This window comes from Desulfobacter sp. (assembly GCA_028768525.1).
Lineage (GTDB): Bacteria > Desulfobacterota > Desulfobacteria > Desulfobacterales > Desulfobacteraceae > Desulfobacter.
Genome location: CP054837.1, coordinates 2,455,919 through 2,477,993, shown reverse-complemented (window position 1 = coordinate 2,477,993; position 22,075 = coordinate 2,455,919). Strand labels below are relative to the sequence as shown.

The following is a 22,075-nucleotide window of genomic DNA, read 5'->3' as shown; positions in this document are numbered from 1 at the left end:
TATCAATCCTTGTATTGGGAATCCTTGTAATGGGAGTCCATGCCATCGGCCAGGATCTTGGCCAGTTCAATCTTGGAGGGGCAGGTGTAGGCGCAGAGCCCGCACTGGCAGCAGTCAAGCAGTCCAAGCTCCAGGGCTTCTTCGATTTCATCGGCATGCAGGGCCTTCATGATGAAGCTGGGCAAAAGATCGTTGGGGCAGATCCTCTCGCAGTAGGAGCAGTTGATGCAGGCCCTTGGTTCCCCGTGGAGGGTGCAGTCCATCTGGGCCGGCTTTTTGAATAATGAAGATAAAAAGGTGGCGGAGACGGTGGGTTTGCCCAGGCCGGGCCGGACAAAGCCGAACATTTCGTCCTCCGGGGCCCCGTCAATGATATTGAGCGTGTTTTCAAAAAAGCCCAGGTGGGTGACGGGATCAAGGATCCGGCCGTTGAAACGGCCCGTGGTCACCATGCCCCCCGGTGCGGCCGGTGCGGTGAGGGTGTTGACGGGTGCGCCCTGGCGGATGAGAATGTGTGGCCTGTTGTATTCTCCCCGGGTGGCGGTGATTATTTTGTCCACTGGGTAGTGTCCGGTCATAAGGAATTGTCCCATCATGACCAGGTGGGCCAGGCTGATGCACCATGAACTGTTTTCTGCCTGGGTCTCTTTGAGCTGGTAAAGCACGGCGCCGGGGTTCCATGCCGGATAGGCGGTGTCGGTAACATGGGTGATGAGCCCGCCCATATCCGGCGACAGGTTCTGCAGGTCGTCCAGGCAGTCCTCACGGGCGGTGATCACCAGCCGGTGGGAAAACCGCCGCAGCAGTGCCAGCCCCGTGAGAAAGGCGTCCATATTTTCCTTGAGGACCACGGCGGGGTGGGGGGAAAAGATATCGTTGCCGTTCAGGGAGACGATGATCATTGCCGGGGTATGGTCCGGCTCTGCCGTATCCTTTGCCGGAAACTGCCGCAATCCCTGCCATAGGCCGCCTTGTTTCAGCCGGTCCACCAGATCGGCCTTTTCCATTTGGGCCAGGGTCGCTTCAGATATGGGATCGAACTGGATGAATTCATCCTGGGTATCCGGCTCGATAATCACTTCCAGAAGCCGCCGCCTTTCTCCGAAGAGGATTTTTTTTACTTTTCCTGTTGCCGGTGATACATATTGTATTGAGGTATCCCTTTTATCGGTGAACAAGGGGGTGCCGGTTTTAACGGATTGCCCTTCTTTAACCAGCAATTTGGGCCGGATAAAGGGGATATCCCCGGCAGAGCATCCGATGGTGGAAGGAAAGGGCAGCCGGATCAAACTCATATCCGGCTTGCCGGTCAGTTTAGGGGTGAACCCCCTGGAAATTTTCAATTTTTCCATCTGGTCGTTTCCATTTTGTCTGTCATGTGATGGGTAGGGGTGCTGCTGATACCCTTTTAGCATAAGAATCCCCATATTATCAGATATTGGGTTAATATCAAGTCCGGGGCCGGAACGGCCTATAGAAATATTCAATAGTCGGAGAGAAACGCATCACTATAAACAATTTGATGCGTTGCGATTTTTTTTCTAGAATGCCCGGCAATGATTTTGCGGGCAGTTTAACAGGAGTGGGTATGGCATTTTTATTTTCAAATTCAATAGGATACAGAATGGTGCGAATCGGATTGGGACTGGTGTTTCTTTACTCCGGTCTGTCCAAATCCTTTGATTTGAATTATTTTGCCGGGGTGGTCCATGCCTTCGGCATCCTGCCCACAGCTTTATGCTTCCCCGGGGCGGTGGCTATCGTAACCCTGGAACTGGCATTGGGCGCCGGCGTTATTCTGGACCGGCGGGGAAGCCTTTCAGGGATGCTGGTGATGCTGATGGGCTTTATGGCTGTGGCCGGGTATGCCATTTATATGGGGTATGACATCGACTGCGGCTGTTTCGGCCCCGGAGACCCGGGCGCAGAAGCCTTTTCCCATCTGTACGAGGTGCTCTACCGGGATGCCGCCATGGTGGCGGCCATCGCCTACCTGTATCTCTGGCGTCACCTCAACCGCTTCCAGCCAAAGCCGTTGATGTTAAAGTTTTATAAAAAATTAAATTAAGGAGTTAAAAATGAAGTGTCGTGTATCCAAACGGATTTCCCCTGTTATTTTTTTGATGGTCGTCGTACTGGCCATTCCCTCATTCGGTTTTCTGGGCAGCAAGTTCAAGGATGAGGTTGAAAAGGAAAAAGGTGCGGTAAAACTGGTCCGGGAAATTGCCCGGGGCGGATACGGCATTGTGACCACAGATGAGCTTAAGGCCTGGAAAGATGCCAAAAAGGATATGGTCATTGTGGACACCATGCCCTACGAAGCCAGCTATAAAAAAGCCCATGTGCCCGGGGCGGTGCAGTTCCTCTTCCCCATTCCCGATATGGATACCTGGGACGCCAAAGAGACCGGCGGTAAAAGCCAGGCCGACTACGAGGCGCTGCTCGGTGGCGACAAGGATAAGACCATTGTTGTATACTGCGGTTTTGTAAAATGCACCCGGAGCCACAACGGCGCTGCCTGGGCCAAAAAAATGGGGTATAAAAACGTATATCGCTATTCCGGCGGTATCTATGCCTGGAAAGGGATGGATTATCCCATCGAATCTGAAAAATAGCGGAAAAACCGATAGTAAAGATGTCCTGTTGATTTTTCTCCGGGCACCCGAAGCCGGGCAGGTCAAGACCCGCCTGGCCCGGGATGTCGGGGAAGACCGGGCACTGGCCCTGTACAAAGACTTTGTCAGGGCCGTACTTTTTGCGGCCAATGAATGGGCAAGAGAGGAAGGCAAAAGGGAAATATGGATTTGTTTCTGCCCTGCCGAAAAAAAGGCCCTGGTCCGGGACTGGCTGGGGGATGGATATACCTATCTGGCCCAGTTCGGCCGGGACCTGGGGGAACGCATGGCCGCTGCCCTGGACCGCGCCTTTGACTTTGGTGCCCAAAAGGCGGTGATCCTGGGCTCGGATGTACCCCAGGTGTGTGCCTCACACATTGAAGATGCCTTTGCCGCCCTTGACGAAAATGAGGTGGTCCTGGGGCCAAGTCTTGACGGCGGGTACTGGCTCATCGGCGCCCGGCCGGAGCGTTTCTCCCCTGAAATTTTTGCGGGGGTGGACTGGGGAACCCCTGCTGTTTTTTCCCGCACCCTTGAATTATGCCGTAAAAATAATCTTTCCCACGGGGAGGTCGCGTCCCTTCAGGATGTGGATACCCTGGCTGATTTTCAGTCCCTTCAACCCTACCTGTAATACATGCGGGCCAGTTTTTCCGGGGAGACACCCAGGCCGTACAGGGTGATGAACATCCAGTTGGACAGGGTGACCCAGGCAACGCCTTTGGTTTCCCACCGCCGGGCTGAGGTGAGCATTTTTCGGGGAATGAATACCGGTTTTATCCCTGCTTTTTTTACGGCAGACATCAGCCCCACATCTTCCATCAGGGGACGGTCTGGAAATCCCCCCACCCGCTCAAACAGAGCCCTGGACATGAAGATCCCCTGGTCCCCGTAGGGAATCCGGGTAAGCCGAGATCTGAGCGAAGCGGTCCTCTCAATCACCCTGAAGATCGGTTTCCCGGAATCGATAGCCAGGTCAAAGGCGCCGCAGAACATGTCGGAGGGTCGTGTATGCCATTGTTCAACCATTTTTTCAATCCCGCCTGCTTGGGGGTGGGAATCGGCATGGATAAAGAGAAAAAGATCTCCCTTTGCCGCCTTGGCACCGGCATTCATCTGGCGGCCCCGGCCCTGGCTGGCACTGAGCAGGCGGATGGTGTCCCCCGGCAGGTGGCGGGATTTTAGAAAGGACCGGGTGGATGCGCCGGGCTCTCCGTCCACCACGAGGATTTCATGGTCCATTGCCTTAAACTGGTTGGAAATGATGGCCAGGGTGTCCGTAATGTTGTCCTGCTCCCGGTATACCGGGATGATGATTGAAACCTGCATGGGTATCCCTACCATGGCCGCTGAAAAGCTTCAAGTGCCGGCGTTTTAAAGGGGTTTACAGTGCCGGCTGCCCTTGCGGCCCGCGGCGTGCTCTCTTTTTGATCTTGATTTTCAGGCAAAGAAAGCATAGAAGGGAATGCAATATTTAAATTTATCATGAGATAAAGGATAGATGACAAGGATGACGGATTTCAATACCATTATTACCCAGGAATTTTTAGACAGCCTTTTACCGCCGGAAAAAAGCGATCAGTTCTTTGACGCCCTTTACGGTGATGCCTCGGAAGGGGCCTATGACATCAGGCTGGAACCTGTTTCCTTTTCCGGTGATCGTATTGTCCTGGCCTTTAACCTGACCCAGCGTCCCGGCAAATGCCTGGTCTGCAGCCTGACCTACGGCCTGCCCAATGTATTTGCACGCCATCCCCTGATCAATATCAAGGGCATGGTGGAAAAGATGAACGCGGCTGGAGTGCCGGTGAAAAACTGGCAGCTGGGGGACACCGAAGAAGAGACCTCTTCCCAGCATACTATTCCGCTTTACCTGGATCTGGCCTGACCCCCAGAACAACAACCTGAAAAAATTAAAGGCCGGCTGCTGTGGCAGCCGGCCTTTGCTGTTTTTTCAACAGGGCGTTCTAAGCTTTGGGAAGCGAGGGGAAGGCTTTGTTGATTTTTTTGTTCCATTCGTCCAGTTTCGGTTTGACCTTTTTCACCAGGGCACCGACGTTGCCTTTGATGGTGACGCTTTCAATGGTATCTCCCTGGGCAATGCTGTCCACCACTTTCTGGTCTTCTTCGGATACCACCTGGCCGAATACGGTGTGCATTCCGTCCAGATGCGGGGTGGGCACATGGGTGATGAAAAACTGGCTGCCGTTGGTGCCGGGGCCTGCGTTGGCCATGGAGAGGATGCCGGGTTTGTCGTGCTTCAGGTCTTTTTTGAATTCATCTTCAAAATCATAGCCCGGGCCGCCCATGCCGTTGCCGTAAGGGCACCCGCCCTGGACCATGAAGTCGGCGATGACCCGGTGGAACTTCAGGCCGTTGTAGTATTCCCGTTTGGCCAGGTTGACGAAGTTGGCTACGGTGGTGGGGGTTTTGTCTGCAAAAAGCGTCAGGTTGATGGTTCCCTTGGAGGTTTCCATTACTGCGGTGAGGTCTGCCATATGTCTTCTCCTTATGGTTTAAAAAAATTTGTTTCAAGATAAGCCGGAAATTTAAATTGTCAAATGGGAACCTTCGGCGCATCCCGGGGATTGGAAATCATGTGCTCAGGTTATCTTTGTCCCGTTCGCTGAGGGTGAAATCTTCCAGGGTGATCTGAACGATTTCTCCGAATTTTTCCCGGATGGATAAGAAGTGGTCAAAGTGTTCCAGGAAGATATCCGTGATGGCCGGATCAAAGTGCTCCCCCCGTTCCCGCCGTATGATATCCAGTACCATTTCCGGGGGATAGGGTTCTTTGTAAGGCCGTTTGGAGGTCAAAGCGTCAAAGGTGTCGGCAATGGCTACAATCCGTCCGGATAGGGGGATATCGTCGCCTGAGAGCCCATTGGGGTAGCCCTTGCCGTTGAATTTTTCATGGTGGGTCAGGGCGATTTCTTCGGCCATCTGAAGAATCTTTGACCTGGATTTGGACAATAGTTTAGCGCCGATGGCCGGATGGCTTTTGATGACATCAAATTCTTCAGGGGTAAGCTTGCCCGGTTTGAGAAGGATTTTATCGGGAATGCCTATTTTCCCCACGTCGTGCATGGGGGCGGCATACCCGATAATTTCTATATATTGTTCATCCATTCCCAGTTTTTTCGCCATGAACGAGGCGTATTCGCCGATGCGGATGATATGGTCGCCGGTGTCCTCATCCTTGAATTCAGAGGCCATGACCAGGCGGTGGATGGAATCCAGGTAGGCCTGTTTGAGTTTGGCATGGGAGGCCTTTGCCGCTTCCTTGAGCTGCCGTTCCCTGAGCACCCTGCGGATGCGGAGAATGATCTCCTGGATGGAAAAGGGTTTTTCAACAAAATCGCTGGCACCGATATTGATGATTTCGTCGTACTGGTATCCCCTGACCTGGCCGGTCATGACAATCACATCTGCTGAAAACTGTTTAAAGACGGTGGATGCCAGTTCAATGCCGTCCATTTCCGGCATATTGATGTCCGTGATGACCACATCCACATCGGTCTGGCCGAGGATCTCCAGGGCGGCCTTGCCGCTGGACGTTACCGTGCATTCATGGCCCGCCACTTTCATGGCCCTCTGGAAAAGATCCAGAATGGACTGCTCATCATCCACGATCAGGATATGGGTGCTGGAAGGGGAATCCTTATTTTTTCCGGCGGGAAATACCGCCGGGCCTGCAGGATTATTTCCGGGTGGCTTTGACATATTCCTCATCCGATTTAAAAAAAGATGAAACGATGGACGCATCTATTCGTTTGGATATTATTGAAATGATACAAGCCGATTCTCATGGCTGTCAAGGAAAAACTAATTGCCGGCGATCGGTTCATTTTAGCCCGTTAACAATCCTAATTGTATCCTAGCCGTTTCCGTGCGGTCTTTCCTTGACAGAAGAGGCAAAGATATGGGTATTTAATGCCATTCATAATAATTTTTGCCGGCGGTATTCCAATGATTGAGTTCGCATTCCAGGATCTTATACCTGAAGAAGAGATTTTATTCCGAATTGATTCCCTGAAACAACGGATGGCCGGGGCCGGGCTGGATGCGGTATTCATTACCCACCGGCCGGATTACTATTATTTCACCGGAACCGGGCAGGAGGCCTGGCTTTATGTGCCCCTAGACCATGAGCCCAGGGTGTTTGTCAAACGCTACCTGCCCCGGGCGGTGAGGGAATGTCCCTTTGACAATATTATACCGGTCCGCTCCGTAACTGAAATTCCGGACATCATCAGGGACAGCCACGGCAGACTGCCCGGGAAAATGGGACTGGCTTACGATCTGGTGCCTGTGAAGGATTTCAAGTTTTACCAGTCCCTGTTTTACGGCACCGCTTTTATGGATGCCACCCCCCTTATTGAAGCCTGCCGGTCAATAAAAACAGAATATGAAATCCGGGTGATGGAAGGGGTGGCAGAGGTGTGCAGCCAGGTCTTTGCCTTTGCATCGGCCAACCTTGCCCCCGGGGAGAGGGAGACGGATTTTGCCGGCCGGATGGAAGCCTTTGCCCGGACGCTGGGCCATTCGGGACAGATTCAGATGCGGCACTACAGGGCTGAAGGATTTACCGGTCACATTACCTCCGGGGCCTCGGGAGGGCTTCCCGGTGCTCTGCCGTCTCCGGTATGCGGAACCGGGCCGTGCACGGCTTATCCCTTTGGGGCCGGGCCTAAACCCATTGAGGAGAATGAACCGGTGCTCATTGATTTTGTCACCATGGTCAACGGCTACCACATGGACGAGGCCCGGATGTTCGCCCTGGGAAAAATTGACAGCCGGGCCGAGGCCGCAGGCCTGGCTGCCATTGAGATCCTGGAGGGGCTCAGGGCCGCCATGAAGCCAGGGGTACCCATAAGGCAAATATTCCGGGAGGCCGTGGAACTGGCCGGACAGACAGGGTTTTCAGACCAGTTCCTGGGATTGCCGGGGGACAAATCCCGGTCCGTGGGCCACGGCATCGGAGTGGAACTGGTGGAAAACCCCATGCTGGCAAAGGGCCGGGCCGGAGAACTGGCCCCGGGGATGGTATTCGCCGTGGCGCCCAAGTTTATTTTCAAGGACCGGTTTGCCGCAGGGGTTGAAAGTGTCATCCGGGTAACGGAGAACGGAAGCCGGTTTCTAAGCCGGACCCCTAATCAGATTTTTCAGGTTTAAGGAGGGCGCCCATGGATGGACGAATGGAAATCAGGATTCTGGGTTCCGGGACATGTGTACCCGATTTAAACCGTTTCCCATGCTCCGTGCTGCTTGGGTTCCGGGGATTCAATATCCTTGCCGATGTGGGGCCCGGCATCATGGGGCAGGTACTCAGGGCGGGGCTGGACCCCGATGAAATCGATGCAATCTGTCTGAGCCATTTCCACCTGGATCACTGCGCCGACCTGGCCCCCCTGCTGTTTGCTACAAAATACCCTGAATTTACCCGGAAAAAGAAGCTGACCCTGATCGGGGGGCCGGGCCTTGGGGAATGGTTCGCCGGTGTGAACAATGCCTTCGGCCATACCCTGGACATGCCCGGGGATATTTTTGATATGATAGAGTTGTCCGGCAGCGGCGGTATTGACCTGCCCGGCATCCGGCTGAGGCATATGCCCATGGCCCATAAGCCGGAAAGCATGGGGTTCCGGTTCACCGATGCCACAGGATTCTCCATGGTTTATTCAGGGGATACCGATGAAACAAAGACCCTGCCGGTACTGGCTGAAAAGGCCGATATACTGATATGCGAGTCGGCCATGCCCGACCGGATGAAGGTGCCCGGCCACCTCACCCCGGGCCTGGCCGCCAGGGCCGCCCGGAAGGCCGGGGCTGCCGTCCTGGTGCTCACCCATCTTTATCCGGCCTGCGACAACGAGGACATTGCGGGGCAGGCAAGGATGAATTTCGCCGGAAAGGTAGTGGTTGCCCGGGATATGATGCGGTTATAAACCGGGGGGAGGAATAGAAACGGCAGCCGGTACACGGGGCACCGGCTGCCGCAGGGATTTCGTTAAAGACCGTTCAGGTTAAGCCTTGGCCAGCACTTCGGCTGTTTCAACGGCAATCTGACGCTCTTCATCCGTGGGCACCACCCAGACCGGAATCCGGCTCTTTTCGGTGGTGATGGTGTGGGGTTCGGAATCTCTGGTGTTGTTCTTTTCCATGTCAATTTCAATCCCCAGGAAGTCCAGGCCTTCCAGGGCCTTGGGACGGACGACGTCATCGTTTTCACCGACGCCGGCGGTGAAAACCAGGGCATCCACCCGGCCGAGCACCGCGCAGTACGCGCCGATGTATTTTTTGATCTGGTAGCAGAACATCTCAACGGCCAGGGCGGCATTTTTGTCGCCCTGGGCGGCCTTGGCATGGATGTCCCTGAAATCGTTATATCCGCAGATGCCCTTGAGGCCGGATTTTTTGTTCAGTACCTCGTCCATTTCCTTCTGGGTCAGGCCGGTATTGTCCATGAGGTAGCCGAAGATCGCGGGATCCAGGTCGCCGCAGCGGGTGCCCATCATGACGCCGGCCAGGGGGGTCATGCCCATGGAGGTATCCTTGCACTCCCCTTTTTCGACGGCGCAGATGGAGCAGCCGTTGCCCAGGTGCAGGGTGATGAGGTTCAGTTCTTCGGGTTTTTTGCCCATGAGGCGGGCGGTTTCTTTGGCCACATATTTGTGGGAGGTGCCGTGGAACCCGTATTTTCTGACCTTGTGGTCGGTGTAGTATTCATAGGGCAGGGCGTAGAGGAAGGCCTTCTGGGGAATGGTCTGGTGGAAGTTGGTGTCGAACACCGCCACCTGGGGTTTTCCCGGGAAGAGTTCCTCGGCCACGCGGATGCCGATGAGGTTGGGGGGATTGTGCAGGGGGGCCAGGGGGTTGTTGGCTTCAATGGCCTTTTTTACATCCTCTGTGATCAGGGTGGCTTCCTTGAAGGATTCGCCGCCCTGAACCACCCGGTGGCCCACGGCGTCGATTTCCTGGGTGATCAGCTCGGTGACCTGGTGCATGGCTGCCTGGTGGTCGGGGATGGGCCGGGTGAATTTTTCCTTGGTTTCCTCTTCGCCGCTGTAGGTTTTATGGGTGAGCACCCCTTCTTCTTCGCCGATGCGCTCAACAACGCCGCCCAACAGCACTGCGTCCTGGTCCATATCGAAAAGCTGGTACTTCAGGGATGAGGATCCCGTATTGATGATCAAAATATTCATGGTTTTTCCTAAATTGTGTTGAATTTGTTTAAAACGGTGGTCTGCCGGAACGGTTTAGGAACTGTTCTCCGACATGGCGTAAAATTGCTTGATAAAATCTTTCTGCACATCATATGACCAGTGGATATCCTTGAGCACCCGGGCCGCCTCCCCGGGGATGCCCTGTTTCAGGGCGTGAATATATTGGTCATGTTCGTCACAGTTCCTCAGTTCCCAGGCCGGGATATAGCTTTGTCCCTGGAAGTCGTAAAGCCGATGCTTGATGGGCGAGATGAATTTTTCCAGCAGGGGGTTGTCGGACAAGGTGTTGACAACGTCGTGGAAGGCCAGATTCGTTTTGAACAGGCTGGAAAAATCATCCATTTTAATGTCCTTGCGCATCTGCTCGTTCAGCCGCTCCAGCCGGGAAATATGGGAGGGGGTGATTCTGTCAAAGCAGTCCTGAACAATGGCAGCTTCGATGATGCCGATGCTGCCGTAGGCATGTTTTACATCTTCAAGGGAGAGGAGATTGACCATGACGCCACGCCGGGGCAGGATGGAGACAAATCCTTCCAGCTCCAGGTGGATCAGCGCGTCCCGAAGCGGGGTCTTGCTGATGCCCAGCTGTTCCGCAATGCGGTTCAGATTGATGGTTGAACCCGGAACCAGGCCGCCTGTGATCATCTCATTCCTGAGATATTCATAGACCTGCTCCCGCAGTGATAAAACATTCAACCGAGGTGTCATTTTCGTTTGCTGCCCTTGTTTTTTCATGCCAAAATGCTCTTTATATATGAATTCGGAAAATCCGTCAATGATTGTGGAAACTTACATAAACTGATATCTAATATATCAGATATCAGTTCCCGGTCAAGGAATTTATTCCGGGTATTGAATTTGCAATGCATTGAGGGGTATAGTCCATGGCTGAACCTTAAGGGAGGCCCCGGCCATGATCATACTAAATACCTTGTTTCCGCTGTTTGCCCTTTTGGCCCTGGGCAGAATACTCAAACTCAGGAATATTACCACGGATCTTTTCCTCAAGACCGCGGATAAACTGGTCTATTACATTTTCTTTCCGGCCATGCTTTTCTGGAAGGTGGGGGGCTCTGCCCCGGGGGGCGGGTCCAGTACCGGACTCTGCCTGGCGGCATTCCTGGCCGTGGTATCGGTATTTATCGCCAGCCTGGTGTATATCCGCAGAGGCGGGGTGGACAGTTTCGGTGCCGGCTCCTTTTCCCAGGCCTCCTACCGGTTCAATACCTATATCGGCATGGCCGTTGTGGTGGCGGTGCTGGGGGAGGAAGGGGTCCGGCATTTCGGTATTCTCATCGGATTTCTCATCCCCTCCATCAATGTCATGGCCGTATCCGTGCTGATCTGGTATTCCAACCGCAACCTGGCCCTGGGTGAGAAACTGCGGTTTTTCATCAAAGCCCTGGTGTCCAATCCCCTGATCCTGGGGTGTGCCGGGGGGATCCTGGTTTCCCGGTCTGGACTCTCCTTTCCCCCTTTTATTTACAATACCCTGGCCCTGGTCTCCTCGGTGACCCTGCCCCTGGCCCTGATTTCCATCGGCGGTGCATTAAGCTTTAAGGGGATGGCGCGGCACGGCGGCCGGGCCTTGGCCGCCGCCGGCTTTAAGCTGGTGCTGCTGCCCCTTGTGGGGTTCCTTCTGCTCAAGGCCCTGGGGGTGGCCGGCGTGCCCTTTAAGGTCGGAATGATTTTTTTCTGTCTGCCGGCCTCCACCTCCATTTATGTGCTGTCGGCCCAGCTCAATTCGGATCTTGAACTGGCCTCCACGGCCATCATGGTGTCCACGATGCTCTCTTTTTTCTCTCTGTCAGTTGCGCTGCTATTATAGGGGAGATAGGGGGGAGGACCGGTCCGGGGACGGGCCGGCCCAAAAGTTTATTCTACTGCGGATTTGCAGTTCAGGATTTTCAGGGTGGCGGTTTTCATGAAATCCGCGGCATCCTCAACGGCATCTTCATCGTCCACCGAGTTTTTCAAGATGCCGAATCCCTCGGAAAGCGCCAGGATTTTTACCAGCGCCTTTTTTTTGTCATCCACATTGGCCAGGCCGATTTCTTCCCAGCCGACGATTTCCTCAATACCGAATTCAATGAACCGGGTCATCATTGCTTTTATTTTTTCCCGGATTTTTTCATCCCTGAACCCCATGGCGTAGCAGGACCAGAAGACCGCGTCCCGCTGGGGGCGTTTGCCGCTGGTATCAAAGAGGATGTCCAGAAGGGTTGTCATCCTTTCTTTGGGGGTGGTCAGGTCTTTGAGTTCTTCTAAATACTGATTCATGGAGGACTCGTACAGGAAATCGACCATTTCCATTATCAGCCCTTCCTTGCTTTTGAAATAGTGAATCAGAAGGCCGGAGTTGACCCCCATGCGTTTCGCAATCTTTCCGATGGTCATTCCCTTGAAACCTTCTTCTTCGACAACCTTATATGTATGCCTTAAAATTTCCGGTTTTCTGATATGTGATATGCTTTTTCGGCCCATAACTCCATCTACTTTGGTTTATTGTATGCGTGCTAATTAATTGAGCCACTATATGGGGCCAAAAAAAATTTGTCAATTTTTTTATTGATCAGAAACGCCCCTTCTCATACAATGCGTTTCAATCAAAAAAAATACAAATAATCATGGCAAAAAAATCTAAAAATTTCATAGTCAAACTGGCCGGATTCTGCATTCTCATGGCAATCATCCTCATCGGTGCCGGAGAACTTGCCATTCGAAGCGATGCAGAACATGAGAAAGCCCTTGTCCAAGATACCCTGCAGAACAGCGGGGCACTCATTGCCCAGGATATCCAGAGGAATATTGCCTCGGGCATATTTGTCACCGATACCCTTGATACCCTTTTAAAAACCAGTGCCTATAAGGTGGATGATTTCAACACTTGGGGGCGGCAGATTACAGCAATCCATGCCGGGGCCAGCGTGGTCCAGCTGGCCCCGGACGGTGTTGTTACCCATATTTACCCACTTGAGGGGAATGAAGGCGCCCTGGGGCATGATTTGCTTACGGATTCCCGGCGGGATGCCGGGGCCCTCAAAACCATTGATAGCCGTGAATTAACCTTTGTGGGGCCCGTCAAGCTCATTCAGAACGGAAAATACGCCGTAATCGCCCGCAAGCCTGTGTTCAGAGGGATTGAGGGCGGTGAGTCGTTCTGGGGATTTACCATCGCCCTGATACTGGTTGAGGATATTCTGCCGGATCAGATAACGCTTCTGGAAGCCCAGGGAAACGGGATCCGCCTTGAAGGTGACGACCCGGATGCCCAGACAAATCTACCGTTTTATGAGTCCCAAGGATGGAAAGACACAGATTTTATTACCGTGCCCATTGAGGTGCCCAACGGGCGGTGGACGTTGAAGCTTCGGCATCCGCCAATTGTGAATGAGTACTATGCCGTTTTCCGGCTTATTATTATTCTGGGGGCCGTACTGGCCTCTCTTTCCGTCTTTGTTCAGCAGTCCCAGATGCGGTCCAGGCAGGTAGAGATCGAAACCTTAAACGGCAAGCTCACACAGATGACCTACGAGGATGAACTCACAGGGGCGGGCAACCGCAGAGCCGGCATGCGGGTTCTGGAAAACCAGCTCAACCAGGCCGACCGCTACGGCCGTTCCCTGTCCATTGCCATGGTTGACCTTGACCGGTTTAAGCAGGTCAACGACAGGTACGGCCACCCGGCCGGCGACCGGCTCCTCCGCCACCTGGCCGCCAGCCTGAAAAGCGCGGTCAGGGGCAGTGACATGGTCTTCCGTCTGGGCGGGGATGAATTCATGATGGTCTTTCCCCAGACCGATATGGACCAATGCCGCAAAGCCATTGACAATGTACTCCAGTATATGAAGATCCACTCCTGCCGGCTTAAGGCGGCGGTACTGCCTGTCAGCCTCTCCATCGGGCTGGCCGAAAGCCGGCCCGATGAATCCGTAGATGCCCTGCTCCACCGGGCGGATATCAAACTCTACGAAGCCAAAGAGGCCGGCCGCGGCTGTGTAAAATATTAATCAGGCAATATCCCTCCGGTCGGACATATCCACCAGCACCCGTTCCCTTGCCTTGTCAATACCCAGTTCTTTGCGTTTTTTATCAATATGGGCAATCATCATCCGGGCGATCTCAATGGGGTCTTTTCCCACGCCCCATTTCCCGTAGCCCTGGGCTTCAAGGCCGTTGAAAAGCAGATCGTGGAATTTTGTCTCCTTAATGGAGGGGAACCCCACGCCGAACACGGTGTACACCCCGGACGATACAAAATACTGGCCGATGGCCAGGGCCTTTTCGCTCATCCATTCCGGGGCACAGCCTGCCGCCGGCAGGTCGGCGATGGAATTGCCCAGCCCCCCGGCTTTGACCATGGCCGAAGCGGCAATGAGTATTCTGGTGTTGTCCACACAGGACCCCAGGCCCAGTACCGGAGGCATGCCCACGGTTTCGCAGACTTCTGAAAGCCCCGGGCCGGCCAGGGGCGCGGCTTCCGGCACCAGGAACCCTGCCTTGGCCAGGGCAATCTGGGAGCATCCGGTCTGGAGGACCAGGACATCGTTTTTAATCAGTTCCCGGACCAGGGGCACATGGATGGAATCCTGCTGGACCTTGGGGTTGGTGCAGCCCACAACGCCTGCCACCCCCCGGATCCGGCCGTTGATAATATTTTCGTTCAGGGGGGAGTAGGAGCCCCTGAAGGTGCCGCCCAGCATGTATTCGATGTACTCATGGGTGAAACCGTGGACGCCGGACTGGGTCAGCTTGGGGATTTCCACGGGCATGCTCCGGGTACTGAACCGGGCAATGGCCTTGGCCAGGATATGGTCGGTGCAGGTCCTGGGATCCAGTTCGTCGAATTCAATATGGACGGCCCCTTCGATGTGGGCCCTGGAATTGGTGGTGATCAGATGGGTGTCATAGCATCTGGCCACCTCGGCAAGGCCCTGCTTGATGCATTGGATATCCACCACCATGGCATCCACGGCCCCGGTGACAATGACCGCTTCGGTGGAACCGAAGTTGCCCGCATGGGGCACCCCGTGGCGGGACATCATTTCGGCGCCGGAGCAGCACATGCCCACCAGGTTGATGCCGGCTGCGCCTTTGGCCTTGGCCTCATCAATAAAGAAGGGATCGTTCACTGCGGCCAGCATGCCCTCGAACATGGCCGGTTCGTGGCCGTGGACGATGATGTTGACATGGTCTTCCTTGAGGACCCCCATGTTGACTTCCGCCAGGGTGGGGGAGGGGGTGCCGAACATGATGTCGGACAGTTCCGTGGCCACCATGGAGCCGCCCCATCCGTCGGCCAGGGCGGTGCGGGCAACCTGTTTCATGATATTGTTATATTCCTGGTCGCAGCCGATATGGGTCCGGCTCATCATTTCCATGATTTCCAGCATGGCGCCCCTGGGGACGATGTCGTCCTTTCTCCACTGTTCCAGGGTGGCCTCGGGCACCCGCCGGGTAAAAGGCATCTCCCCGTCCACATTGGAAAAGGTTTTTTCGAGTTCGTCGCAGAGCGCTTTGGCCACATCGTAGACTTCCCGGCCCTCTACTTCGATGCCGATGGATGTGGCCACCCGTTCCAGCTTCAGGGTGTCGTCGATGGTAAACTCTTTTGTTTTTCCCTCCACAATATGCCTGAATAATTCCAGGATGTGCCGGCCGTGGTCATTGTGGGACGAGGCGCCCGTGGCCACGTTCCGGCCGAAATTCCGGGCCATGATGGTGTCAATGGTGGCCCCGCACACCCCTACCTTTTTATAAGGGTCTCTGGGGTTCAGCCGGCAGGGGCCCATGTAGCAGTGCTTGCAGCAGGCCGATTCCGCCCCGATGGGGCAGGGCTTCATGTCGTATCCCCGGTCAAGGTCGATGATCACCCCGTCACGCCGGGCTTTCTCCAGCATCTGCCGGGTGGCTTCGCAGATGGTCCGTTCAGAAGCCGGGACCTGCTTTTTTTTGGATTTCTCGGCCATACTATTCTCCTTTGCGGTTTGGATATTCTGAATATAGTGCTTTGGTCTTCCGGATAAATTGGTGATATCCTCCCGGATCTTTTTATTCCTGAAATTAGGGATTGAGAGCATTGGCTATGTTGTCTGAGCGAAAATTCTTTAGGTATTGATTTTTGGACTTGAAGTTTTAATACAGACGTATTAATTAAATTGATTAATACGTTTGTATTAAACTCTTTTGAAAGGATCACCCATGCTGGAAATCGAATCAGAAAACACACAAAAGAAATTGTTCAATGCAGGTATCAGGGTCTTTGCGGCGAAGGGATATCGGGACGCCACGGTTAGGGAAATCTGCAAAAAAGCAGGGGCCGCGAACATTAATGCGGTTAATTATTATTTCGGCTCCAAAGAAAAGCTGTACCGGAAAATCCTGGAGGCTATTTTTTCAGCGTATGATCAATTCGACCAGGAGGGGTGGGACCAAAAAACACCCCAGGAACAGCTTAAGGCAATGATCTTTAACTTCTGTGCCATGCTTTACAAAAATAATGCGTTTGCTTCTGATATTACATCCATTTTTATCTCGGAGATGACCCGGCCATCCCCCTTCCTGGAAGAACTGGTGGATACCTATAACCGTCCCCGGATAAAGCGGCATTTAAAAATGTGCCGTGATTTACTAGGCGAAGGGGCCACCGAAGACATGGCCCGGGACTGCATGGTGTCCATCGCCGGACAATTGTTCTATTACAGCTTTGCATGGCCGGTATTTTCAAGGTTGTTCCCTGATTATTCCGCAGATGAGAGACATGAACAATGGGCCGCCCATGTGTATGAGTTTTCTTTGGGTGGTATTGGGAAAGTCCGAAACCAAATTCTAAAAAAGGAGTCCATCCATGGGAATTAAAATCCTATCACAGCCGCTCATGGAGCGAGCCATAAAGACAGCCGGACTGGAAGATTTTGGAGGGAATACTTTTGAACAGGGCCTTGAAGCGCTCATCGGCTCTTTGAACAGCGACCTGAACCTGAATGAAGGTACAGCCGGGTATTTTCAGCAGTTAATCACACAGATCCTTATCAACCGGCTGCAGGTTACCCAGTTGATAAAAGATCATCCTGAGATAGCGGACGAAGAAATCAAGGCCCCCATTTTTATAGTGGGACTGCCCAGAACCGGCACCACCATTACCCATACCCTTATGGCCCAGGATCCCCTGTCCCGGTTTCTGAGGAACTTTGAATCCGCAGGTGCTGTCTGCCCCCCGCCGCCCCTGATGCCCAATGTGCCGGATCCCAGGATTCAGGCAGGCCATGACGCCATGGAAGCATTATTCTCCATGGGACCTGATTTACGGGGTATCAACGGCATTAATTTTATGGCCCAGGGCACTGCGGAATGCCAGAACCTCATGGCCCACGAATTTGTCCATCTGGGTTGGTCCGCCGGATCCAGCCTGTTCGGTCATGGCAATTGGGTGGGAGATTGCGATATGTCCCAAGCCTATGCCTGGCACAAGCGTCTGCTCCAAATGTTCCAGTGGAAGCGGCCCAATGACCGCTGGGTGCTTAAGGCGCCCATTCATCTGTTCGGCCTTGAATCCCTTCTGGAGACCTATCCAGATGCCAGGATCGTATTTACCCACAGGGATCCAGTCGACGCCATGATGTCCGGTATCAGCATGGCTTCTCACTGGACCCGCCTTACTACCGGCAAGGCGGATATTCCTGCCATTGCGCACTGGTATCCGGCCCTTTGGGCCAAGGGGCTTGAACGGGCCTTAGGGGTTCGGGATAAATTGAAGGAGGCGCAGGTATTTGATTTGTTTCATACAGACCTGAGCCAAGATCCGGTAGGATCAATAATGGGAATATACAAACATTTTAATATTTCTTTCAGCCGAATCTTCCAACGGCGGATGCAGGTTTGGCTGCGGGATAATCCCCGTTCCAAATTCGGCAATCACGTCTACGATTCAACAAAACTTGGACTGGATCGGGAGCAGGAAAAAGCACGGTTTTGTTTTTATCTCGACCGGTTTAACCTGGCAGGAGGTGAATGATGATTGAACCTAAAGAATGAGCCAAAATTTTTATGTGCACATGTGGACCCTGAAGCGGTATTCGGATAAGGAATGGCGGGGGACGAAAAAAATGCCCGGGGCACTGTTCAAGAGATAACTTTGCTGATAAGGTGAGTGCCGTGGTAATGATGCAGACTTGAGGGAGAGTTGTGCGGCCATGGATTCAGTGTCACAGGCTGAAAAAATTTTGGATCAAACCTATGTCCGGTATAAGACCATCTTTGAAAATACCGGCACCGCCACTATTCTTATCGAAAACGATATGACCATTTCCATGGTCAACTCCGAACTGGAGCGGATTTCCGGAATTGAAAAATCCAGCATCGAAGGAAAGATGAAGTTTCCTGAACTCCTGGCCGAAGAAGACCGGGAGAAGGTGATTGCCAACCACAGGCTGCGGCGCAGGGACCCGGAAAAGGCCCCGAGGAACTACCCCTGCCGGGTGATGGTGGAAAAAGGGGAGATCAAGGAATGCATCCTCACCGTTGCCCTGATCAAGGGGACCAAACAGAGTGTGGCATCCATCACCGATATTTCCAAGCAGAAGCAACTTGAAAGGGAAATTGCCCGGATCAGCGAGGAGGAACGGCGGCAGATGGGCCAGGTGCTCCATGACGATCTGGGCTCCCATCTGGCCGGGGTGGAGGCCATGTCCTCGCTTCTGGCCGGCCGCCTGGAAAAACAGGGCCACCCCGAGGCTGAACTGGCCGGTGAAATCCGGGAACTGGTGAACCAGGCCATCCAGAAGACCCGGGCCATGATCCGGGGACTGGTGCCGGTGAACCTGGCCGACACCGGATTCATGAACGCCTTCCAGCGCTATGCCAAGGAAGTGGAAAAGGCATTCGGCATGGAATGCCGGGTGGATATCCGCATTCCAAGGGTGCAGTTTTCCAATGCCACGGCCCTGACCCATGTCTATTACATTATCCGTGAAGCCGTGAATAATGCCGCCAAACACGGGGAAGCCCGGGTCATTGATATCCGGCTGGAAGAAAGGGGTGCAGACTTTCTCGTGGACATCAGGGACGACGGCAGGGGCATGGCCGGGGCCGACGGGCCCGGCAAGGGCATCGGCCTGGTCATCATGCAGCACAGGGCGGACCTTATCGGGGCCCGGCTGGAAATTATCGACAATCCGTCAGGGGGGACCATCGTCCGGTGCAGAATCGCAAAAAAATATTTATTGTAGACGACCACCCCGTATTCCGTAAGGGGCTGGCCCAGCTCATCAACGAAGAGGACGACCTGGCAGTGGTGGGGGAGGCCGAAAGCGTGAACGGCGCCATTGACCTTCTGGAAAAGGTGAAGCCGGATCTGGCCATCGTGGACATCACCCTCAAGGACCGGTCCGGCATGGATCTCATCGAGTACCTCAGGGAACATTATCCCCATCTGCCCATTCTGGTCATCTCCATGCATGATGAATCCCTCTATGCCGAACGGGTACTCCGGGCCGGGGCCCTGGGCTATATCACCAAGCAGGAGATGACCGCCGACGTGGTTTCTGCGGTCCGCCAGGTCCTCTGGGGCAAGCGGTATCTTTCCGCCCGGATGGTGGATGCCCTGCTGGGCAAAATGGTCACCGGCCAGGGAGGGGACGGGGAACAACCGGTGGATATTCTTTCCAACCGGGAACTGGAGGTCTTCCAGCTCATCGGCCAGGGCTTCAAGCGGAGCGAAATCGCCAATATGCTCAGCCTTTCCGTAAAAACCATCGGCACCTACCACGAAAGCATCAAAAAAAAGATGAACCTGAAATCAGCCACCGAGCTGATGAAGCATGCCGTCACCTGGGTGCAGAGCCACCAATAAAGAACCTAGGTCTTTTACCTAGGCTGTAAACGGTGTTCCGCCCTGTTTAAAACCGGTCCTTTATCGATTGTATATATTTGCCACCTCCTTTAGAACATGGCCGTATGTGTTAGCAGATGATTAAAATGATTAAGCATCGGGTCATGACAGCCTGGAAAAGGGGGATGGAATGATGGAAACAACACAAGCTCAGTTCTTAGATAATGTGGAAATCTGTGTTGATCGTATAATTGAAACCGTGGGGCGAAAAATCGTATTCGGCATCCCGCTGGCCCTGGGAAAGCCCAACCACCTGGCCAATGCCCTCTATCTGAGGGCCAAGAAAGATCCCTCCATCGACCTGACCATTATCACCGCCCTCTCCCTTGAAAAACCCTCTGCCTCCTCCACCCTTGAAGCCCGGCTGCTGGACCCCATTGTTAAGCGGATATGGAATGGATTTGTCGAATTTGAGTACATGAAGGATTTGAGGAAGAACCAGCTGCCGTCCAACGTCCGGATCTCCGAGTTTTTCACCAAGGCCGGCGGCTACCTGAATTCCCCCTATGCCCAGCAAAATTACATCTCCTCCAATTATACCCATGCGGTGAGGGACCTCATTGACAACGGCCTCAATGTCATCGGCAACATGATCGCCCCCCATCCCGAAGGGGACAGAAACTGGGTCTCCATGAGCTGCAACCCCGACCTCACCGTTGAAGGCTTTGCCAAGATGATGGAGGTGAGGAAACAGGGGAAAAAGGTCATGATTGTCGGGCAGCTGAACTCCCACCTTCCCTATATGTACGGGGATGCGGTGATGGAATCCTCCATTTACGATATTATCCTGGACGCCCCCGAATATAATTTCCCCCTCTTTTCCGTGCCCAAGGCCGCTGTGGCCCCGGCAGACCATATGATCGGCCTCAACGTATCCACCCTGATCAAAGACGAGGGCACCCTCCAGATCGGCATCGGCTCCCTGGGGGATGCCATTGCCTCGGGCCTGATCATGCGCCACAGGAAAAACGACGCCTATCAAAAGGCCCTGGACGCCTTTAATATCAAGGACCGGTACGGCGCCCTGATTGAACGGATCGGCGGCACCGATACCTTTGAAAAAGGCCTTTACGGAGCCACGGAAATGCTGGTGGATGTGTTTATCCAGCTTTACAACAACGGGGTTCTCAAGCGCAAAGTATACGACAACGCCGGCATCCAGGCGCTGATCAACAGCGGCGAGATCACCGAAAAGATTCCCGCCAATATCCTGGATATCCTGATGAAGCAGGAGGTCATCCGGGAACGGCTGAATAAGGCCGATTTCAGGCTTTTGATGAAGTACGGCATCATCAACGGCCCCTTTGAGTTCATGGACGGCTCCATCATCCACAAGGACAGGGCATATCCGGCAGATCTCGGCGACAAAGAGACCCGGGCGCTGCTGGAGGCGAATCTGGGTGACCGCCTCCGGGAAGGGGTGGTCTGCCACGGCGCTTTCTTCATCGGGCCCAAGGATTTTTACAAGGCCCTCAACGATATGTCCGAAGAGGAAAGAAAACTCTTTTCCATGACCGGTGTGGATGTGGTGAACCAGCTTTACGGGGGGGAAAAACTCAGAACCCTCCAGCGGAAAAACGGCCGGTTCGTCAATGCCGGCATGATGGTCACCCTCCTTGGGGCGGTGGTTTCCGACGGCCTTGAAAGCGGCAATATCGTATCCGGGGTCGGCGGCCAGTACAATTTCGTTTCCATGGCCCATGCCCTGGAAGACGGCCGGCTGATCATGATGAGCCGCAGCACCAAGAAATCCAAGGGCAAACTCTCCTCCAATATCGTTTTCAACTACGGTCACACCACCATCCCCAGGCATCTGCGGGATATCGTGGTCACGGAGTACGGGATTGCCGATCTCAGGGGCAAGTGCGACCAGGAAGTGATCGCCGCCATGCTGAATATTGCCGATTCCAGGTTCCAGGATGAGCTCATGGCCCAGGCCAAGAAATCCGGCAAGCTTGCCGCGGACTATGAAATCCCCGGGGAATTCCGGAACAACTACCCGGACCAGATCGCCAAGCGCCTGGCCCCCCTCAAGGCCCAGGGCTATTTCAAGGACTTTCCCTTCGGCACCGACTATACAAACGAGGAAATTACCCTGGCCCGGGCGCTCAGGGGCCTCAAGGACAGCGTGGCCACCCGGAAGTACCGAACCGTGGCCGGCATCGTCCGCCACTTCTTTTCCAAACCGCCGGCAGCCATTGTGCCCATGCTGCGCCGCATGAAACTGGAAGTCCCCGGCTGCATCCGGGAACGGGCGCTCCGGGCCGCCGTGGTTTACGCCCTGCGCCAGAGCGCATGATTTTTATCCCCACCCTCGTTTAGGGCTCAGCGGCTTGTGGGGCAAT

21 protein-coding genes are annotated in these 22,075 nt (G+C 54.1%); 13 read left to right on the top strand and 8 right to left on the bottom strand.

Features of this window, described 5'->3' with window-relative positions; all coding sequences use genetic code 11:
* Positions 1-2 precede the first annotated feature (2 nt).
* Positions 3-1,352: a 4Fe-4S dicluster domain-containing protein gene (locus HUN04_11330; GenBank protein WDP90255.1), complete on the bottom strand. Its 1,350-nt coding sequence runs from the start codon at positions 1,350-1,352 to the stop codon at positions 3-5.
* 272 nt (positions 1,353-1,624) lie between these two features.
* On the opposite strand from HUN04_11330, the gene HUN04_11325 reads away from it, so the two are divergent.
* The 3 genes from HUN04_11325 to HUN04_11315 are packed head-to-tail and all read left to right on the top strand — an operon-like array spanning position 1,625 to position 3,249.
* Positions 1,625-2,068 carry a DoxX family membrane protein gene (locus tag HUN04_11325; protein WDP90254.1) on the top strand — a complete coding sequence of 148 codons (444 nt, stop codon included), beginning with the start codon at positions 1,625-1,627 and terminating at the stop codon, positions 2,066-2,068.
* A 10-nt stretch (positions 2,069-2,078) separates the two neighbouring features.
* Entirely contained in the window at positions 2,079-2,615 is a 537-nt protein-coding gene (locus HUN04_11320) for a rhodanese-like domain-containing protein (GenBank protein ID WDP90253.1), read from the top strand.
* Positions 2,616-2,643: 28 nt separating this feature from the next.
* On the top strand, positions 2,644-3,249 hold the full coding sequence (locus tag HUN04_11315) for a TIGR04282 family arsenosugar biosynthesis glycosyltransferase (protein WDP90252.1): 606 nt from the start codon (positions 2,644-2,646) through the stop codon (positions 3,247-3,249).
* Here the strand turns inward: HUN04_11315 and HUN04_11310 are convergent.
* On the bottom strand, positions 3,240-3,944 hold the full coding sequence (locus HUN04_11310; GenBank protein WDP90251.1) for a TIGR04283 family arsenosugar biosynthesis glycosyltransferase: 705 nt from the start codon (positions 3,942-3,944) through the stop codon (positions 3,240-3,242). The two genes, HUN04_11315 and HUN04_11310, sit on opposite strands and share 10 nt — an antisense overlap.
* Before the next feature lie 181 nt (positions 3,945-4,125).
* On the opposite strand from HUN04_11310, the gene HUN04_11305 reads away from it, so the two are divergent.
* A complete protein-coding gene (locus HUN04_11305) occupies positions 4,126-4,503 on the top strand; it encodes a pancreas/duodenum homeobox protein 1 (protein WDP90250.1) in 378 nt (125 codons plus the stop codon).
* 79 nt (positions 4,504-4,582) lie between these two features.
* Here HUN04_11305 and HUN04_11300 read toward each other — a convergent pair whose 3' ends face one another.
* The gene (locus HUN04_11300; protein ID WDP90249.1) at positions 4,583-5,113 is read right to left on the bottom strand and encodes a peptidylprolyl isomerase; all 531 of its coding nucleotides are present in this window, start codon (positions 5,111-5,113) and stop codon (positions 4,583-4,585) included.
* Between the two features lie 97 nt (positions 5,114-5,210).
* On the bottom strand, positions 5,211-6,338 hold the full coding sequence (locus HUN04_11295; protein WDP90248.1) for a response regulator: 1,128 nt from the start codon (positions 6,336-6,338) through the stop codon (positions 5,211-5,213).
* Positions 6,339-6,584: 246 nt separating this feature from the next.
* On the opposite strand from HUN04_11295, the gene HUN04_11290 reads away from it, so the two are divergent.
* The gene (locus HUN04_11290; GenBank protein ID WDP90247.1) at positions 6,585-7,790 is read left to right on the top strand and encodes an aminopeptidase P family protein; all 1,206 of its coding nucleotides are present in this window, start codon (positions 6,585-6,587) and stop codon (positions 7,788-7,790) included.
* Positions 7,791-7,801: 11 nt separating this feature from the next.
* Entirely contained in the window at positions 7,802-8,563 is a 762-nt protein-coding gene (locus HUN04_11285) for a ribonuclease Z (protein WDP90246.1), read from the top strand.
* A 78-nt stretch (positions 8,564-8,641) separates the two neighbouring features.
* Here the strand turns inward: HUN04_11285 and HUN04_11280 are convergent, their stop codons facing one another.
* Complete coding sequence (locus HUN04_11280) at positions 8,642-9,820, bottom strand: acetate kinase (GenBank protein ID WDP90245.1); 1,179 nt, start codon at positions 9,818-9,820, stop codon at positions 8,642-8,644.
* 54 nt (positions 9,821-9,874) lie between these two features.
* Complete coding sequence (locus tag HUN04_11275) at positions 9,875-10,549, bottom strand: GntR family transcriptional regulator (GenBank protein WDP90244.1); 675 nt, start codon at positions 10,547-10,549, stop codon at positions 9,875-9,877.
* A gap of 205 nt (positions 10,550-10,754) precedes the next feature.
* Here HUN04_11275 and HUN04_11270 point away from each other — a divergent pair, with 205 nt between their 5' ends.
* Positions 10,755-11,669, top strand: a complete 915-nt coding sequence (locus HUN04_11270; protein WDP90243.1) for an AEC family transporter — start codon at positions 10,755-10,757, stop codon at positions 11,667-11,669.
* Between the two features lie 47 nt (positions 11,670-11,716).
* Here the strand turns inward: HUN04_11270 and HUN04_11265 are convergent, their stop codons facing one another.
* A complete protein-coding gene (locus tag HUN04_11265; GenBank protein WDP90242.1) occupies positions 11,717-12,325 on the bottom strand; it encodes a TetR family transcriptional regulator in 609 nt (202 codons plus the stop codon).
* A 143-nt stretch (positions 12,326-12,468) separates the two neighbouring features.
* Here HUN04_11265 and HUN04_11260 point away from each other — a divergent pair, with 143 nt between their 5' ends.
* A complete protein-coding gene (locus tag HUN04_11260; protein WDP90241.1) occupies positions 12,469-13,851 on the top strand; it encodes a sensor domain-containing diguanylate cyclase in 1,383 nt (460 codons plus the stop codon).
* Here HUN04_11260 and cooS read toward each other — a convergent pair whose 3' ends face one another.
* Positions 13,852-15,810, bottom strand: coding sequence for an anaerobic carbon-monoxide dehydrogenase catalytic subunit (gene cooS / locus HUN04_11255; GenBank protein WDP90240.1), 1,959 nt, complete (start codon positions 15,808-15,810; stop codon positions 13,852-13,854).
* Between the two features lie 232 nt (positions 15,811-16,042).
* Here cooS and HUN04_11250 point away from each other — a divergent pair, with 232 nt between their 5' ends.
* The 5 genes from HUN04_11250 to HUN04_11230 all read left to right on the top strand — a co-directional run bounded on the left by HUN04_11250 (position 16,043) and on the right by HUN04_11230 (position 22,029).
* Positions 16,043-16,699, top strand: a complete 657-nt coding sequence (locus tag HUN04_11250; protein ID WDP90239.1) for a CerR family C-terminal domain-containing protein — start codon at positions 16,043-16,045, stop codon at positions 16,697-16,699.
* Positions 16,689-17,855 carry a sulfotransferase gene (locus HUN04_11245; protein WDP90238.1) on the top strand — a complete coding sequence of 389 codons (1,167 nt, stop codon included), beginning with the start codon at positions 16,689-16,691 and terminating at the stop codon, positions 17,853-17,855. The genes HUN04_11250 and HUN04_11245 overlap by 11 nt, the downstream gene beginning before the upstream one ends.
* Before the next feature lie 178 nt (positions 17,856-18,033).
* Entirely contained in the window at positions 18,034-19,068 is a 1,035-nt protein-coding gene (locus HUN04_11240; protein WDP90237.1) for a PAS domain-containing sensor histidine kinase, read from the top strand.
* Positions 19,038-19,691, top strand: coding sequence for a response regulator transcription factor (locus HUN04_11235; protein WDP90236.1), 654 nt, complete (start codon positions 19,038-19,040; stop codon positions 19,689-19,691). The genes HUN04_11240 and HUN04_11235 overlap by 31 nt, the downstream gene beginning before the upstream one ends.
* 172 nt (positions 19,692-19,863) lie before the next feature.
* The gene (locus HUN04_11230) at positions 19,864-22,029 is read left to right on the top strand and encodes a hypothetical protein (GenBank protein WDP93261.1); all 2,166 of its coding nucleotides are present in this window, start codon (positions 19,864-19,866) and stop codon (positions 22,027-22,029) included.
* Positions 22,030-22,075: the final 46 nt, after the last annotated feature.

Excerpts from the sequence above, each read along its gene's own strand:
- HUN04_11330 (WDP90255.1), bottom strand. The coding sequence starts at position 1,352 with ATGGAAAAATTGAAAATTTCCAGGGGGTTCACCCCTAAACTGACCGGC.
- HUN04_11270 (WDP90243.1), top strand. The coding sequence starts at position 10,755 with ATGATCATACTAAATACCTTGTTTCCGCTGTTTGCCCTTTTGGCCCTG.
- HUN04_11325 (WDP90254.1), top strand. The coding sequence starts at position 1,625 with ATGGTGCGAATCGGATTGGGACTGGTGTTTCTTTACTCCGGTCTGTCC.
- HUN04_11280 (WDP90245.1), bottom strand. The coding sequence starts at position 9,820 with ATGAATATTTTGATCATCAATACGGGATCCTCATCCCTGAAGTACCAG.
- HUN04_11300 (WDP90249.1), bottom strand. The coding sequence starts at position 5,113 with ATGGCAGACCTCACCGCAGTAATGGAAACCTCCAAGGGAACCATCAAC.
- HUN04_11285 (WDP90246.1), top strand. The coding sequence starts at position 7,802 with ATGGATGGACGAATGGAAATCAGGATTCTGGGTTCCGGGACATGTGTA.
- HUN04_11245 (WDP90238.1), top strand. The coding sequence starts at position 16,689 with ATGGGAATTAAAATCCTATCACAGCCGCTCATGGAGCGAGCCATAAAG.
- cooS (WDP90240.1), bottom strand. The coding sequence starts at position 15,810 with ATGGCCGAGAAATCCAAAAAAAAGCAGGTCCCGGCTTCTGAACGGACC.
- HUN04_11230 (WDP93261.1), top strand. The coding sequence starts at position 19,864 with ATGGAAACAACACAAGCTCAGTTCTTAGATAATGTGGAAATCTGTGTT.
- HUN04_11290 (WDP90247.1), top strand. The coding sequence starts at position 6,585 with ATGATTGAGTTCGCATTCCAGGATCTTATACCTGAAGAAGAGATTTTA.
- HUN04_11295 (WDP90248.1), bottom strand. The coding sequence starts at position 6,338 with ATGTCAAAGCCACCCGGAAATAATCCTGCAGGCCCGGCGGTATTTCCC.
- HUN04_11310 (WDP90251.1), bottom strand. The coding sequence starts at position 3,944 with ATGCAGGTTTCAATCATCATCCCGGTATACCGGGAGCAGGACAACATT.
- HUN04_11250 (WDP90239.1), top strand. The coding sequence starts at position 16,043 with ATGCTGGAAATCGAATCAGAAAACACACAAAAGAAATTGTTCAATGCA.
- HUN04_11275 (WDP90244.1), bottom strand. The coding sequence starts at position 10,549 with ATGACACCTCGGTTGAATGTTTTATCACTGCGGGAGCAGGTCTATGAA.
- HUN04_11265 (WDP90242.1), bottom strand. The coding sequence starts at position 12,325 with ATGGGCCGAAAAAGCATATCACATATCAGAAAACCGGAAATTTTAAGG.
- HUN04_11240 (WDP90237.1), top strand. The coding sequence starts at position 18,034 with ATGGATTCAGTGTCACAGGCTGAAAAAATTTTGGATCAAACCTATGTC.
- HUN04_11260 (WDP90241.1), top strand. The coding sequence starts at position 12,469 with ATGGCAAAAAAATCTAAAAATTTCATAGTCAAACTGGCCGGATTCTGC.
- HUN04_11320 (WDP90253.1), top strand. The coding sequence starts at position 2,079 with ATGAAGTGTCGTGTATCCAAACGGATTTCCCCTGTTATTTTTTTGATG.
- HUN04_11305 (WDP90250.1), top strand. The coding sequence starts at position 4,126 with ATGACGGATTTCAATACCATTATTACCCAGGAATTTTTAGACAGCCTT.